This is a genomic window from bacterium (assembly GCA_040757115.1).
GTDB lineage: Bacteria > UBA9089 > CG2-30-40-21 > CG2-30-40-21 > SBAY01 > JBFLXS01.
Genome location: JBFLYA010000079.1, coordinates 1 through 16,171, shown reverse-complemented (window position 1 = coordinate 16,171; position 16,171 = coordinate 1). Strand labels below are relative to the sequence as shown.

Here is a 16,171-nt window from a genome sequence, read left to right as displayed (position 1 = left end):
TAATAAGAAATAAAACAGATTTTGAAACATTATCTTTAATTTCCCCCTATGATATGTAGTTTATCCTTACCCACATCTTTTAATGGACAATGTTATTAACTATGCATTCATTCACAATTCACCATTCACAATTTTTTCCCTAAATTTCCTTAATAATGGTGAGTGGTGAATTGTCAATTGTCAATTATTAAAACCCCTTCCTTCTCACGCTTTACGGTGTCCACTAAAACTTGTGGGTAAGGATAAGATGATATGTAGAGAGTAGCGCGGAAAACATCACTATCTGCTATTTTTTTCGCTCTACCCTTTACTTGCTATAGCAGTTATTATTCAAAACTTTACTTAGAATTAAATACTCGTAACTACTCGTAGTGAATTAACAAGTTATGCGTGAACCATTACTACACTATGTCAAATTAGTGCTATAACTCTCTATATTTTTAGACAATTATATCCCTTTGGCTTGCCTTCCCCCATTTCTTATGATAAAATGGGAAAAAATAGAATGTGAAAATTCTACCTCATCCTTCATTTAATGTCCCATAGGGACAATATATCGGTAAATGGCTTTCCATAAATTTTCTACCTGTGCGATTAGACTAATTCATCGCAGAGACGCAAAGGAAAAATAAATGTAAAATGTAAAATGTAAAATAGGAAATGAAAAATGGGAAATTTTACTACTTCGCAAGACTCATTACCTTTCATTCTACCAATATATCGTTCCTACGGAATTGATTGATTTGTCTATCTATTCCTACCGATATTATGTTCCTAACGGAAGGATTATTCTCATACCTTATTTATGGGTATTATCCTATGTAAACTTCCAGTTAATAACCGCTATAATATCCTCTGTTATCTTTCATATTTTAACTCATTCTATTCTATCTGTGTTAATCCGTGTTAATCAGTGGCTGAATAAGGACATCAGTTTTAAGTTTTGAGTTGTAGATTTGACTTTTGACATTTGGGTTTTGAGTTAATATCAAATAAAACTTGTCATAACCTGAATAGATATAAAAACTTAAGATTAAAAGATATGGGTAAGTTTCAATATCTTCTTCTTGACAAATACCATCTATATCTGGTATATTATTGGTGATGAAAATATTATTAATCAATCCACCAGCAAAATATACCTTAAAAGGAAATAATCCCTCAATAATTGATGAAGAGCGAGGATATAATCCACCATTAGGATTACTGTATATCGCTGGTTACCTTGAGAAACGGACATCTCATCAAGTAAAGATATTGGATTCCCAGGTAGAGGGAATAAACTACGACGAACTGGAATCAAAAATTAGACAAACCAATCCTGATGTTGTGGGAATGACCACGATGACATTTACATTGATTGATGTTCTTAAAACGGCTAAGCTGATTAAAAATATCTCTAAGGAAATCCAGATTGTCTTAGGTGGTCCACATATCTATATCTACCCGAACGAAACAATATCTTTCCCTGAAATCGACTTTTTAGTCTTAGGTGAGGGAGAAATCACCTTTGCAGAATTGGTGGATAATATTAATGATTTAGAGAAATTAAAGAATATCCCTGGATTAGTATTTAAAGCCAATGGGAAAATATACAATACCGGCTCGCGAGATTTTATAACAAATTTAGATGAACTCCCGCATCCGGCAAGACATTTGGTCCCTTATAAAAAATACTCTTCTTTGATTGCCAAACGAAACCCGATTACGACGATGATTACCAGCCGCGGCTGTCCTTATAATTGCAGTTTTTGTTCAAGACCTCACCTTGGGAAACGATTTAGAGCACATTCGGCGAAAAATGTCATTTTGGAAATGAAAGAATGTATTAAACTGGGGATTAATGAATTTTTAATCTATGATGATACCTTTTCCATTGATAGACAACGAGTATTGGATATTTGCGATGAGATTATCAAGGAAAGATTAGATATTGGCTGGGATATAAGGGTGCGAGTGGATACAGTCGATGAGACGATGCTAAAAAAATTAAAACAGGCTAATTGTGAAAGAATCCATTACGGTGTTGAGGCAGGAACTGAAAAAATACTTAAGGTTTTAAGGAAAGGAATTACATTAACGCAGGTAGAAGAGGCATTTCGTCTGACTAAAAAGATAGGAATTTCTACCCTGGCTTATTTTATGATTGGCTCACCTACAGAAACTAAAGAGGATATTTTACAAACCTTAAAATTTGCCAAAAAACTAAACCCTGATTTTGTCCACATTACCATTACAACGCCATTTCCGGCTACCTATATTTACCAAAAGGGACTGGAACAGGGAATTATAAAAAGAGACTTCTGGCACGACTTTGCCCAAAATCCAACAGAAAACTTTCAACCCGAATATTGGGAAGAAAACCTTACCTCTGCGGAATTACTTGAATTAATTGATTATTCCTATAAGTATTTTTACACAAGACCAACATATATCCTCAAGGAATTGCTTAAAATAAAATCCTTTGGCGAATTTAAAAAAAAGGTAAAAGCAGGTATAAAGGTAATAAGTGGTAAGACGATGAGATAGAAGGATGTAAAATTTTTCTTGACAAATCCTGTATTTTAATGTAAAGTATTAAGGTTAAATTTTATAGGAGAGATGAAATGGAGGCATTGGGACAACATTTACTCATAGAATTATATGAATGTGATAAAGACATCTTAAATGATGAAAAGAAGGTAGAGCACATATTGGTCTCTGCGGCAGAAAATTGTGGTGCTACTGTACTTAAGACATCTTCACATAAATTTTCACCACATGGTGTGAGTGCCATAGTTGTCATCGCAGAATCGCATTTATCCATCCATACCTGGCCTGAATATAACTATGCGGCAGGTGATGTTTTTACCTGTGGAACAGTATTGAAACCTGAAGATGCCGCAGATTATCTGGTAAAAGAACTCAAGGCAAAAAATTTTACCTTGCATGAGATTAAAAGAGGGATTTTAAAACCACATGGTGCACCATTAAAATACAAATAGGAGTAACCGTTCAGCCCTATCCATTAGGCTGGACAATATTAACTCAAAAGTCAAAACTCAAAACCTCATCTCAAAACCTTAAAACTAATAGAGTTTATAGAGTTAAGAGTTTGTAGAATTAAGAGATTGTAATTACAATAACTCTATGAACTCTCTAAGAGACTGATTAAGATTTATTGCGACTGATGGAGAACTCTTTAGTTTTAAGTTATAGTTTTGATCTTTGCGTTTTGAAATTTGAGTTGGGTGTGGCTACTTTTGGACGACGGTTAAAACAGACTTCCTGTTCCTTTTTAAGGAATCTGTTTATAAAGAACATTACATTATAAATCTATATCTCTGTGAGCGTTGTGAAAAACTTCGTAAGGTTTGTGGTTAAATTAAGGATACCTACATTATTAAACACAAAGTTCTCAAAGGAGACACAAAGAACACAAAGATAACTGAAAATAGACTATCTCTGATAGAGATATTAAGATGGCTACTTTATATCTATACCCGAAGGGAACTTTTTTATTAACTCTTTTTTACATAACCATAGGAGATACAATAAATCTCCTGTCGTTTAAGAATAGCCACACCCATTTGAGTTATAGTTACCATATTTTTACCTACACCTGAGCGATTACAAAGAGGAGAAAATGTAGATGTTTGAAGAATGGATTAAAGATTTTGCTACTCCGTATTGTGCCCACAGTTACAAAATTAAAAATCTATTATACGAAAAGCAATCTGCTTATCAAAATATTAAAATTGTAGATTCATATCAATTTGGTAAAATGTTACTTTTAGATGACATCGTTCAATTAACTGAGACGGATGAATTTATTTATCATGAAATGCTGGTTCATTCACCACTTCTAACACATCCTGAACCAGGTTCTGTTTATATTGTTGGTGGTGGTGATGGTTGCACTTTGCGTGAAGTTTTGCGCCATCCTGTTGAAAAAGTAACTATGGTTGAGTTAGACAAGGAAGTAGTTTCAATCTGCCAGGAATATCTTGATATATCAAAAGATGCATATAAAGACAGTCGAGTAAATTTAATATTTGCTGAGGCAAGCATAACTCTTCAGAATAGCAAAGAATCTTATGATATAATATTGGTAGATTCAACTGACCCAATTGGAGAGGCAGTAAATTTGTTCACACCTCAATTCTATCAAACTGCGGCTCGATATTTGAATGATAGTGGAATAATAGTTACACAGAGTGGGTCCCCTATATTTCAGCCTAATATGCTTCAAATGGTAGTCAATAATATGAAAACAGTATTTCCTGTGGTCAAGGTTTATACCGCAATAGTTCCAACTTATCCTGGGATCTATTGGAGTTTTACTATCGGTTCAAAGACGTTTAGACCTGATGAAATAAAAATTGAAGAAATTAAAAGAAGAATTAACGACAGAGGATTGAATTTTAAATATTATACACCTGAGATTCATCAAGGTTGTTTTATATTACCAGAATTTCTCAAAGATATTGTTTCAAATAAACTTCCATATGGAATATTTAATTCAAAAGATTTGATTTGGAAATTAGAAAATGAATAAAGAGACCTCTATTGTCAAAAAAGAATCAAAATATCTATTTAGTTTTATCGATGTAATGTATGGAGTTATATTAGGGATTGGATTTAGTAACTTTGAAAAAATCTCAAGTGCAATGGGATATATCTTGTTCTTTTTCACATACATTGTTGTCGTAAGTGATTGGATAATAGTTCATGAGACTGATTTTGAAAAACCTTATTCAGAAACTAAATGGCGATTTGCAACAGATACAATAATCTTATTTGTAATATATAAACTGATTTATACTTCTTCCTCAAAAGAAATAACCTATTATTGGATTTGGGTTTCGGGTCTTTTTATCTTATATTCTTTTTGGGATATTTTGTTGTTTTTTGAACATGGAAGGAAGAAAGCACCAACAAAAGTTAAGGTGTGGATTATAACTGATAGTATTGGAGTAGTAATCTTTGTTTTGTTTGCGATATTAGTATTATTAGGTTTAATTCCATATACCTTATTGACTATATTCATTCCAATAATTGGGTATGGTATAATCATGTATTTTTGGTATAAAAAATATTCAGAGAATATAGTAGTTGGAGGATAAGATGTTAACACAATATCAGACACCATATTTTGATGCCATGATTAAATATGTAGAGGATAAGACACTACCTTTTCATACTCCTGGACATAAACAAGGAAAGGGTTGTACTGAAAAATTCCGCAAATTTGTAGGAGAAGAAGTCCTCAAATTAGACCTGGATATAGATGATATAGAGAATTATGAGAAGGTGTTGGAAGAGGCACAATTATTTACTGCACAAGCCTATGGCGCCGATAAATCTTTCTTCTTAGTGAATGGGACGACAAGTGGTATCCATGTAATGATTCTCTCTGTTTGTAGTTCTGGAGATGAGATTATTGTTCCTCGCAATGCTCATAAATCCATTATCTCTGGAGTTATCTTAGCTGGTGCAGTCCCGGTATTTATACCCTCTGAGATGGATGAGGAGTTACATATTCCTTATAATGTTACCCCTGAGGATGTCGAAGAGGCAATCAAAAAACATCCTCAAGCAAAGGCAGTAATTATAGTTAATCCAACCTATTATGGATTGACCACGGATATTGAAAAAATAGCCCAAATTACCCATCATTATGATAAGTTACTTTTAGTGGATGAAGCCTGGGGAGCTCATTTTAAATTTCATCCTTTACTTCCCACTTCCGCTATGGAGGCAGGAGCAGATATGTGTGTTAATAGCACCCATAAATTGCTTTCTGGGATGACACAAGCATCTATGCTTCATATTAAAGGAAAGAGCATAAATCCTGCGCGAGTTAAGTCAATCCTTAGTCTACTGCAAACTACAAGTCCTTCTTGTATTTTAAGAGCCTCTCTTGATTGTGCTCGTATGCAAATGGCAACCGAAGGTGAAAAACTATTAACAAAAACAATTGAATTAGCTACAAAAGTACGAAATGAGGTAAATAAAATCCCCGGGTTGTCCTGTTTTGGTAAAGAACTAATTGGCAAACCCGGAGTTTACGATTTAGACCCTACTCGAATAACAATTACAGTTAAGAAAATAGGTTGCCTTGGGTATGAAGTAGAGCGAATCCTTCAAGAACAATATAAGATTAAAATAGAGATGTCAGATTTGTTTAACATTGTCCTGATTATAAGTATCGGAGATACTGAGCAAGATATAGATTATCTACTTTTTTGCTTGCGGGATTTTACTTCTAAAGAAGAAATAAATACTTTAAAAACACAAGAGCTATCTAAAAAATATAGTCCATTAATAAACTTCTTACATGATTTACCAGAACAGGTTTTAACTCCACATGATGCTGTCTTTGGTAAGCACAAGACGATAGAATTCACTCACGCATCCGGAGAAATTTCAGCTGAATTAATTGTTCCTTTCCCTCCTGGTATCCCTCTTCTTTTTCCCGGGGAAAGAATATCTCAAGGGATTATTGATTATATTAATCTTGAGTCTAAAGCTGGAATGCGATTTAATGGCCCCGAAGCCCCAACTTTAAAAACAATCAAAGTAGTAAGGTAAAAAATATCATAACTGTTCAGCCATAGATGAACACGGATGAGATACTGATTTTTATTGGACGCAAGATTTTTTGTAAGCGTTCAGATATAGGTAAAAATATGGTAACGATTCAGCCACGGATGTACACAGATGAAACACGGAAAATCCCGCTAATCGTATTTGGGAGACTTGCCTGTCCTTAGAGTTATAAGGACAACCCTTGTAGTTCTTCCGCCTACGGAACGGATAGGAACAAGCTCTGTTCCTACCACTGTGCTTTCTCTCCTCTGTTATTTATCCGTGCTAATCCATGGTAATCAGTGGCTGAATAGTTACGACTATAGCAGTTATTATTCAAAACATTACTTAGAATTAAATACTCGTAGTGAATTAACAAGTTATGTGTGAACCATTACTACACTATGTCAAATTAGTGCTATAACTCTCTATATTTTTAGACAATTATGTCCATTTGGCTTGCCTTCTCCCATTTCTTATGATAAAATGGGAAAAAATAGAATGTGAAAATTCTACCTCATCCTTCATTTAATGTCCCATAGGGAGAACATATCGGTAGAAATAAATATCATACAAATAATGTCCCAGAGGGACAATATATCGGTAAATGGCTTTCCATAAATTTTCTACCAATATATCGTTCCTACGGAACTGATTGATTTGTCTATCTATTCCTACCGATATTATGTTCCTAACGGAACGATTATTCTCATGCCTTATTTATGGGTATTATCCTATGTAAACTTCCAGTTAATAACCCATATAAAAATTAAATTGCTTGACAATCTGTTAGGTGTTAGATACAATGGTAATAAGATGATAAATCTGGCGAATCTTAGGTTAACTGAAATTAGTCAATTGTTTCTTCTGATACTAATTTCCTTCTGTTTGGGGCTGAAGATACTCAAAATCCTTAAGATTAAAACACATAGTTTTTTAGAGGAACTAATATTTTCAACCGGATTAGGATTGGGATGTGTATCTTATCTTGTGTTATGCCTCGGATTATCAGGCTTGCTTTATGATTGGGTCTTTTATTTAATATTTGTGCTGTTAGCAGGCATTTTTTATTGTGAAATTTTATACCTTTTAAGAAAATTTCTTGTAAAAATTAATTTAAATCCCTTTTCTTTAATTTGCAGTTTTTTCATTGCACTTACCCTCATCTTAGCCATAATTTTAGTCCTGGTTCCCACAGTTACCTTTGATGCCCTGGTTTATCATTTAGCCGTGCCCGAAATTTATGTTAAACATCATAAGATTATCTATCTACCCTATAATTGCTTTTCAAACTATACCTTTAATACCGAAATGCTTTTCACTCTTGGACTTTTATTAAATGGAGATTTGCTGGCTAAATTAATACATTTTTTATTTGGGATATTATCGGGATTGAGTATTTACTCTTTAGCGAGAAGATATTTTACTCCAAAGGTTGCCTTTTTATCTGTTTTATCTTTTTGTAGTATGCCATTAGCCATTTTTGTGGCTACATCTGCCTTTAATGATTTTGCCATTACTTTTTATGAGATTTTAGCGGTTTATGCGTTTTTAGTTTGGTATAAAGAAAAGACTTATGGATGGTTATTGCTGTCTGGACTAACCTGTGGATTATCTATTGGTGTTAAGTATTTTGGCGGGTTTGGATTTGGGATTTTAGTTTTAAGTATTTTAATTGGGAAGTGGCGGCAAGACGGGATTTTAAAAGCAATTAAAACAACGATTATTTTTGGGGTATTTGCCTTGATACCTGTTGTCCCATGGCTGATAAAAAACCTTATTTTTACCGGCAATCCTGTTTTCCCATTGCTTTACGATACTTTTGGTGGGAAAAATTGGAGTCAAATTCACCAGAGCCGGTATCTTCATGAGATGACCAGATATAGTGCCGGAGAACACCTGTTATTAAAACCATTTATCTTCTTCTGGAATATATGTTTTAAATGGGGTGGGATGGATACGGGTGTAAAAATCCCGGTAGGTCCAATATTCATTATTTCTCTACCCTTCCTTCTGAAACTTAAAAAATTAGATTTTAACCTCAAATATTTACTTACCTTTTGTGGGATTTTCTTTTTGTTCTGGTCTTATGTTTGTGCAGTAGATAGGTTTAGTTTGCCTTGTTTTGTTTTATTATGTGTTGTCATAGGCTATGTGATTTCGAAGTTCAAATACCTTTATCTTTTACTGGCTATTTGCCTGTTATGGAATTTATTTAATGTCTCAAAAACTGTCTATAAAAATTCTTATCTGATGTGCTTAAAAAAAGATGGATGTGAAAAATTTCTCCTTAAAAAATCAATCATTAAAGATTATTATGATGTTATTTCATATATTAATCAGCATTTACCAAAAGAAAGTAAGATTTTATTTATTGGCGAGGTGCGAAGTTACTATTGTCAGCAGGATAAATTAGTCAGTACGCAATTCGATACCAATATCATCCTTGAATTAATCCGTAAATCCAAAAATAAAAAAGACCTGATAGATAATTTAAAGAAATCAGGCGTAACCCATTTACTTTATAATGAAATAGGTAGCCAGTGGCTAAGTAAATATTTTGATTACTTCTCTTTTCAAAATAAGGAAGAGAAAAGATTATATCACGAATTTATGCAAAATCATTTAAAATTAATTTACTGTCAAGGGGCAATATCGGTATTTCAACTCTAAAGGGGTGAATTGTTTAATGAAAAAAAGGGGATTGATTCAGATTTATACTGGAGAAGGTAAAGGTAAAACAACGGCGGCTGTTGGTCTTGCGGTGAGAGCAAAGGGGCATAATTTCAAAGTGGGATATGTTTATTTCCATAAAGCCCCAGCACGATGGAAATCTGGCGAACATCAAATCTTAGAAAAAATTGGAGTGGATATTTTTGGGGTTGCCAAAAAACACCCACATTTCTTCAAAGATGTTACCTACAACGAGATGCGGGAAGAATGCCAGAAGGGACTGAAGTTTATTAAAAATCTCTACCAGGAAAATCGCTACGATATGCTGATACTTGATGAAATTCTAATTTCCTTGCGGGACGGCTTCTTGAAGGAGGAAGAAATAATAGAACTAATGGAATCTAAACCGCCAGGCATGGAATTGGTTTTGACTGGTCGTGGGGCAACGCAGAAAATAATTGAAAAAGCAGATTTAGTTAGTGAGATAAAAAAAATAAAGCATCCTTATGACTCAGGAATTCAGAGAAGAAAAGGGATTGAGTTTTAAATAGAAACTATAACATTAAAAATCCGTCCTGACAAAGAATAACACTTTTGTATATAAGCTGACAACTGATGGCTGACTGCTGAACGCTTACAATAAATGTATTGAAAATAAGTAACTATTCAGCCACTGATTAACACGGATTAGCACGGATAAATATAGTAGTTAATAAGAGCTACCTAAAAATTCAAAAGAGGTAAAATCCTCACTGGTAATATTACCTGTTATTAAATTTAAGAATCGACTGCCTCCAAGATACACTCCAGGTGGCTCACTACCAACAAAGGTATGGTAAAATATATCAACCTCAAAATCAATACCTTGTTTCAAAGTATAATTATACATATTTATCAATGATATTAACTTATCAGTTGGAAGTTTTAGCCAAATCTTTACATCAACATTAACATCATTACCACGATTAGTAACATAGGCTGTTATGGTGAGAGTATCATTAGTATAATATTCGGGTTTATCTGTAAAGATAGTAATTGTAGGTAATAAGTATAGCTCTTTCATTGTCTTATATTCGAATACGGAAATACCTTTATAATGAGTTTTGCTCTCAAACTCTTTATCAATTTTAACCATAGTATCTTTAAGTTCTTTATAAAAGTTAAAGAAATCTTCTACCTTGATACCTACAATAGTATCTGCCTCCTCAATTTCATCTTCTACTCGACTTATTATTCCATCAGGTGAGACATACACCATTGGAACTACTGTTTGTAGATATTTTGCTAAGTTTGAGGTATCACCAGAAGGTAGTTTTCCTTCATTAGCCTTTTCATTGTACCACCAGGCAATACCGGCAGAAAAATGGAGGTTGACATCAGAATTAGCATCTAAAGTATCTCTGATTTTACTAAGTAGCAGTACATACGACTGCATCAATATTTCTCGTATGTTCCAGTCTCCATCTTGCCATTCATCTAATGCATGTGGCTCAGTATCAATATGTACACCTTTTAATGCTAAAAGAGGATTATTTCTGCAATATGCAATTACATCCTCTACCAGGTCTATTCCCTTTTGATGCTCTGATTCATAGGTAAAATTAGGGTCTTCAAGTGTCATGGCATGAACTTCAATACCTTCAGTATTAGCCTGGTTAATGAAATCCTGTAATTTAGCCGTATATGTTGCAGAGTAATTGGGATTTCCTTCATTAATCTTCCTAACATCAAGACTAAGAAATACTCCATTAATTTCCATGTTACATAAATAGTCAATTACCTCATTATTATCAAATTTTTCAAATTTATACATCCAAACATAGCGTGGAGGAATAATATCATTTACTGTAATTGTGATAGTTTCAGTATCTGTACCGCCCTTAGCATCATAGACATTGAAAGTAACTGGATAAGTTCCTGCCTGGTCATAAGCAGGTCTCCAACTGAATTTAGCATCAATAAATGTACTTCCTGTTGGTAAATTCTCAACCTCAAAGATTAAAATATCATCATCTTCATCAGTAGCAGTAATAATAAACTCTAATAATTTACCTTCATCAACCTCTTTATCTCCAATTGGGTCTAATACAGGTGGATGGTTAACTTCTGATTCAAGCATAAAATCTACTCCTACAACTATTCCTCCATCTGTTATTGTAACCGATTGAGATGCTGGTTTAAAGCCTTCTTTACTGGCAGTGACTGTATATGTCCCATCTGGGATATTCTTTATTGTATACTCACCATCGGCATTGGTTATGTCATGTCTATCTCCATCTGATACTATTGCTCCTTCTATTGGATTCATTTTATCATCAGCTACCTTACCTGACATTTGTCCTGCGGCAGATATAGGTACCAGTATAAAATTGATTCCTGTAACTATCTCTTCTATTCCAACTATAACCTGTTGCCCTGCACTACTGTAACCACTCTTACTTGCTATTACAGTAAAAACACCTGCCGGGACATTTTTTATAGTATAGTTACCATCTTTATCCGTTATATTATATCTTATCCCATCGGTAACAACTGCTCCTTCTATAGGATTTATCCCATCAGTTACTGTCCCTGAAATTTGCCCTTTAGGATAATATACCATTACTTCACATGATACCTGTGGGGCATGATAATTAACTGCATTTACTGCATCTATCTTACAGGTATATATTCCTTCAACAACTGTAATACCGTAATCATCTTTACCATCCCATTCTTCTGCATTTGAAGAAGTAAATCTTTCTTCATTTTCTAATAAAGTTCGGACTAAACTACTGGTATTATCATAAATAGTAATAGTTATTTTTGCTGGTTCTGGAATGGTATAATGAATATAGGTAGTATCCAGGAAGGTATCATTATCTGGTGAGAAAGGATTTGGCTTTGCAAATACATTGCTTATATAATCACTGACATCATAAATGCGTAATTTGTTAGTATTGGAATCGATTACATAAAGTTTATAGTTTTTATCTATGACTACCTTTTGTGGAGATAGAAAGTCAACAAATACACCAAATGAGTTAAGATATTCACCATTTGAGTCAAATTTTTGTATTCGATAATTCTCTGTATCAGCAACAAAGATATTACCACTACTATCTACTCCTACATCTCGAGGGAAATAAAACTCACCAGGACCTGTTCCATGAGTACCAAATTCCATTAAAAAGTTTCCATTTGAATTAAATTTTACAATACGGTGATGATAGGTATCTGCAACATAAATATTGCCATCAGTATCTACATCTAATCCATAAGGATATAGTAATCCTGCATCTTGACCAATAGTATTTAACCAGTCTCCTGATGTATTAAATTTTTGTATTCGCTGGTTGCCAGAGTCACAAACATAAATATTACCATCATGACCAACATCCATATCTCTTGGTAAGTAAAATTGTGTATTGCCACTACCCATCTCACCAAATTTTAGTATAAATGTATAAGTACCTTGAGCAATATGAAATTTTTGAATACGATGATTGACCGTATCCACAACATAAATATCATCATTAGTAGTATCTACTGCTACTCCGTAAGGATGAATAAACTTGCCATCCTCAGTACCTACTCCTCCGAATGAATCCTGGAAGTCTCCAAATCGATTGAACTTCTTTATCTTATTATTACCGGTATCGGCAATATAAATCCATTCGTTTATATCATCTACTGCTAATCCGCATGGATGTTGAAGTTCACCATCTCCATTTCCCAAAGTGCCAAATATGCCAATGAGAGGAAAAGGAGAGTTGTTATTATCTGCCTGAGCATTTAAGACAGATGATAACAATATCAATAATAATGTTACTCCATAATAAGATAATCTCAGCATTATAATTTCTCCTTTCAATAACTACCTAATTGCCCCTTAGCAATCTTACGGAAAGAGATCTGCATTTTTGCTACTTTCTTATACTTATCATCATACAAGCATTTAATAAACATAGATACTGCAAATTTTGGATTTTTAATTAATTCATCCCCTTCAAAAGTACATGTAACCAACTCATTAGTAAAATCATAACCTACTATTTCTCTATATTTAGCATCAGGTAATTTTTCTATATATTCCTTTGGAATTTTTGATACACTATATTCTTTCTTTAGCCATTGAGCTATCTCTGGGTTTTCTGTTGCTGCTTGGAATAATATCTGCTTGTAGCATAATCTCATTTGCACATTCATCATAGATAGCCTCTGTATCTATCTCTATTTTTTCCCAATGGGTTAACCTATCTACTAAAACCGAATCAGGTGACAGAATATTACTAATCTCACCTTCTACTTCTACATAACTATAATAAGATAAAGATAAATTACCCTTAATGAATATCTTTAAATAGCTAATCTCGGATAGGTTTTCTGGATTAATCTTAATCACATCAATATAATTAACTTCTGTTTGGTAATCCCTTCGATAAACACCTTTAGCCTGGAGATAATCTCCTATTCGATACATCTCTTCAGGTGAAGTCTTAAGTGGAATTATATGAGGTGAGAAGAAGATTATCTCAGTATCACCATATCCTGTTACCTTAAAATTAAAATCCTTTATTGTCTCAATTTTAGGTATAGGTAAAGGTTGCTTAATTTTTATTGACTCTTGCGGTGCTACTGGATTTACAGGTTGCTCAATAGTATTAATTTTTTTATCAATCTTTAATACTGGTATAGTTTCTTTCTTTACTACCTCTTCTGCAAATACGATACCTGAAATGCTTACTATCACTAATACCAAAAAACTTAAATATTGGTTCTTCATAGTGAAAAGGCCTCCTTTTTGCAAATTTTTGTTTTTGTTACATTTTAGGTAATTCAAGAACAAAATATCTTGAGCGAAAGAAGTATTTATACTCTGTAATCTTTCCATCTTTTTCCTTAACTTGTTCTAAAAAATCTACCAAACTCGTTTTGTTAATCTGAATGAATTCTCCTCGTGTATACATCCCATCACCATAACCAACAGTGTAAATATTCCAGAATTTCCAACCAGCATCATGTCTTTCCGGACCAAATCCTTCCTGCTTATTGCCAATACAAATTGTAACAGTTCCAAATGAATCTATATCTTTCAACATTGTTAGGGGAAAATGAGAGAGTAGTCTACCACGGTTTTCCTGATAATCATTTCTAAGAAGCCAGGAAAAATTCCTTTCTAAAACAATATATCCGCCAAGTGCACTACTATAACCAAGCTGAATATTACTTAGTTGTGAACCTAAAATTTTAGTAGCAACTTTTTGAGCAGATTCCACAGAAAATGTTCCATTTTCTAACTCTATCGATACCTTAGTTGTTAGTACTGTAGGTCTTGCAGGTAATCCAGGAATTATAACCGCCCTCTCTGAAATATCAGGACCAACTTGACCAGTTTGAGGTGTCTCTTTACATATATTAAGCCAATTCTTTTCCACAAAAGGACGATATATACTACTACTCCAACCATTTTTCTTATTCTTATCTATCAGATAAATGTTAAGTGGACTCAGGGACTTGAGTGTCCCATCATATTTATCTTTTGCAGAAACATATTCAACCGTAAAACATTCAGTTTTAGAAATCGGACGATAGTTACATAAAACTAATACCTCTTGATTGGGCAGCAACAAACAAGCGTGAAAGAGCATCGAAGTAGCACATTGTATCATTCCATTATAACAGTAAGCGTCCTCATTGTCTAATTTACTAATGCTTCCGTATGCACTACTCGAAAGAACGATGGAATCTTCACCATGATTTGTAATAGGTTTGATATTTAATACAACTATTGCTTTATTGGAATGGTTTTTCAAAATAAATACTGCCTCTGATATTTCTCCAAACTTAAACTTGTCTTGGTCTTTAGGTTTCAATAACACTGATAAAATATTATTATCTTCCAGTGTTTTGATGCCTTTCTCTCCAGAACAACCTTCCACTAATACAAAGATATAGGAAAAAATTATTAACTCTTTCATTATATTTTTCTGAAAGATAAACATCTAAATCTCCTAAAAAAGTCCTTTTATATTTCTATTTTATTTTATCCTTATAATCTCCATATTCCAAAAGGATAGATTCACACCGTACTCCATCATCCCATATCTCTTTAGCATAAATCCACCAAGGTTTTCCTTGAACCCAGTGTTGAACTACTTCGAACTGTCGTTTTGCTAGAACATTATCTCTACTCAAGGTTATTTTAAGAATCTCATTCTTTTTATTATCTTTTTCCTCCCAAATTATCTCCATATTTTGGTCAGATAATCTCTCATCAGAAAAAGTAACTCCTGGTCTATCTGGCTTAATAATATCTCTTGGGGCTGTATATGTTCCAGGAAGATCAAATCGTGGGAAGGAAAGTGGTATACCACCGCCATCTACATAATCACGAAGAACTGGAGCAGAAATATCATATTCTTCAGCAACTTCACAAGGCTTACCAAATATATTAATTTTGATGACTCGCTTTCCTTCTTTTGTGTATGGCACTATCTTTCTTAAAGTCAAATCCTTTTCTCTATAATATAACAAGGTAAATGGTTCTTCTGGGAATGCCTCTCGCACATTTGAACGAACAAATTGAAGTTTTACTACATAACATTTTTCCTTATCAACTTTTTCCAATCCAATTACATCAAAACGGTGAACTCGGAATCTCTTTTCTTCTGGAATTGGAGATGGTCTTACATCTCCCCGTTCTGGCATTTGGTAAGCTAAGAAACTTTTAACTATCCACCAATCATCTGGTTTCCAACTGGGTTTAAAACGCAGCCCATCTACATCTATATACCTTCCCATGCCACTTAACATAATAATGGACACAGTAAGTAAAGCTAAAATGAACCTCCTTCCTTTTAATTTTAATATCCACATAAGATTCACACCTCCTTTAATAAAGTGCATCCACTTTAGTTTTTGTAATACCTGCATTTGAATGCCAATT

14 protein-coding genes are annotated in these 16,171 nt (G+C 33.6%); 8 read left to right on the top strand and 6 right to left on the bottom strand.

Annotated elements, in window-relative coordinates; translation table 11 throughout:
- Positions 1-896 precede the first annotated feature (896 nt).
- Positions 897-1,124, bottom strand: coding sequence for a hypothetical protein (locus AB1422_08850; GenBank protein MEW6619425.1), 228 nt, complete (start codon positions 1,122-1,124; stop codon positions 897-899).
- Here AB1422_08850 and AB1422_08845 point away from each other — a divergent pair.
- The 8 genes from AB1422_08845 (at position 1,105) to AB1422_08810 (ending at position 9,790) form a co-directional block, all read left to right on the top strand.
- Complete coding sequence (locus AB1422_08845) at positions 1,105-2,529, top strand: radical SAM protein (GenBank protein MEW6619424.1); 1,425 nt, start codon at positions 1,105-1,107, stop codon at positions 2,527-2,529. The genes AB1422_08850 and AB1422_08845 overlap by 20 nt on opposite strands.
- Before the next feature lie 77 nt (positions 2,530-2,606).
- Positions 2,607-2,984 carry an adenosylmethionine decarboxylase gene (speD, locus tag AB1422_08840; GenBank protein ID MEW6619423.1) on the top strand — a complete coding sequence of 126 codons (378 nt, stop codon included), beginning with the start codon at positions 2,607-2,609 and terminating at the stop codon, positions 2,982-2,984.
- 647 nt (positions 2,985-3,631) lie between these two features.
- Positions 3,632-4,537 (top strand): polyamine aminopropyltransferase, encoded by a 906-nt coding sequence (gene speE, locus AB1422_08835; GenBank protein ID MEW6619422.1) that lies wholly within the window; start codon positions 3,632-3,634, stop codon positions 4,535-4,537.
- On the top strand, positions 4,530-5,105 hold the full coding sequence (locus tag AB1422_08830; GenBank protein ID MEW6619421.1) for a hypothetical protein: 576 nt from the start codon (positions 4,530-4,532) through the stop codon (positions 5,103-5,105). Before speE ends, AB1422_08830 begins: the two co-directional genes overlap by 8 nt.
- Before the next feature lies 1 nt (position 5,106).
- Positions 5,107-6,573 (top strand): aminotransferase class I/II-fold pyridoxal phosphate-dependent enzyme, encoded by a 1,467-nt coding sequence (locus AB1422_08825; protein MEW6619420.1) that lies wholly within the window; start codon positions 5,107-5,109, stop codon positions 6,571-6,573.
- Between the two features lie 26 nt (positions 6,574-6,599).
- A complete protein-coding gene (locus AB1422_08820; GenBank protein ID MEW6619419.1) occupies positions 6,600-6,755 on the top strand; it encodes a hypothetical protein in 156 nt (51 codons plus the stop codon).
- 589 nt (positions 6,756-7,344) lie between these two features.
- Positions 7,345-9,243, top strand: coding sequence for a glycosyltransferase family 39 protein (locus tag AB1422_08815; protein ID MEW6619418.1), 1,899 nt, complete (start codon positions 7,345-7,347; stop codon positions 9,241-9,243).
- Positions 9,244-9,259: 16 nt separating this feature from the next.
- Positions 9,260-9,790, top strand: coding sequence for a cob(I)yrinic acid a,c-diamide adenosyltransferase (locus AB1422_08810; GenBank protein MEW6619417.1), 531 nt, complete (start codon positions 9,260-9,262; stop codon positions 9,788-9,790).
- 162 nt (positions 9,791-9,952) lie between these two features.
- Here the strand turns inward: AB1422_08810 and AB1422_08805 are convergent, their stop codons facing one another.
- From AB1422_08805 to AB1422_08785, 5 genes are all read right to left on the bottom strand, one after another.
- The gene (locus AB1422_08805; protein MEW6619416.1) at positions 9,953-13,078 is read right to left on the bottom strand and encodes a carboxypeptidase regulatory-like domain-containing protein; all 3,126 of its coding nucleotides are present in this window, start codon (positions 13,076-13,078) and stop codon (positions 9,953-9,955) included.
- Positions 13,079-13,092: 14 nt separating this feature from the next.
- Positions 13,093-13,419, bottom strand: a complete 327-nt coding sequence (locus AB1422_08800; GenBank protein MEW6619415.1) for a hypothetical protein — start codon at positions 13,417-13,419, stop codon at positions 13,093-13,095.
- The gene (locus AB1422_08795) at positions 13,337-14,008 is read right to left on the bottom strand and encodes a hypothetical protein (protein ID MEW6619414.1); all 672 of its coding nucleotides are present in this window, start codon (positions 14,006-14,008) and stop codon (positions 13,337-13,339) included. The genes AB1422_08800 and AB1422_08795 overlap by 83 nt, the downstream gene beginning before the upstream one ends.
- A 37-nt stretch (positions 14,009-14,045) precedes the next feature.
- A complete protein-coding gene (locus AB1422_08790) occupies positions 14,046-15,227 on the bottom strand; it encodes a hypothetical protein (protein ID MEW6619413.1) in 1,182 nt (393 codons plus the stop codon).
- 31 nt (positions 15,228-15,258) lie between these two features.
- On the bottom strand, positions 15,259-16,171 hold a 913-nt coding region (locus tag AB1422_08785), incomplete at its 5' end, for a hypothetical protein (protein MEW6619412.1).

What these genes read in the sequence shown, in the direction of transcription:
- AB1422_08845 (MEW6619424.1), top strand. Translation starts at nt 1,105, where the DNA reads ATGAAAATATTATTAATCAATCCACCAGCAAAATATACCTTAAAAGGA.
- speD (MEW6619423.1), top strand. Translation starts at nt 2,607, where the DNA reads ATGGAGGCATTGGGACAACATTTACTCATAGAATTATATGAATGTGAT.
- speE (MEW6619422.1), top strand. Translation starts at nt 3,632, where the DNA reads ATGTTTGAAGAATGGATTAAAGATTTTGCTACTCCGTATTGTGCCCAC.
- AB1422_08830 (MEW6619421.1), top strand. Translation starts at nt 4,530, where the DNA reads ATGAATAAAGAGACCTCTATTGTCAAAAAAGAATCAAAATATCTATTT.
- AB1422_08825 (MEW6619420.1), top strand. Translation starts at nt 5,107, where the DNA reads ATGTTAACACAATATCAGACACCATATTTTGATGCCATGATTAAATAT.
- AB1422_08820 (MEW6619419.1), top strand. Translation starts at nt 6,600, where the DNA reads ATGAACACGGATGAGATACTGATTTTTATTGGACGCAAGATTTTTTGT.
- AB1422_08810 (MEW6619417.1), top strand. Translation starts at nt 9,260, where the DNA reads ATGAAAAAAAGGGGATTGATTCAGATTTATACTGGAGAAGGTAAAGGT.
- AB1422_08805 (MEW6619416.1), bottom strand. Translation starts at nt 13,078, where the DNA reads ATGCTGAGATTATCTTATTATGGAGTAACATTATTATTGATATTGTTA.
- AB1422_08800 (MEW6619415.1), bottom strand. Translation starts at nt 13,419, where the DNA reads ATGAGATTATGCTACAAGCAGATATTATTCCAAGCAGCAACAGAAAAC.
- AB1422_08795 (MEW6619414.1), bottom strand. Translation starts at nt 14,008, where the DNA reads ATGAAGAACCAATATTTAAGTTTTTTGGTATTAGTGATAGTAAGCATT.
- AB1422_08790 (MEW6619413.1), bottom strand. Translation starts at nt 15,227, where the DNA reads ATGTTTATCTTTCAGAAAAATATAATGAAAGAGTTAATAATTTTTTCC.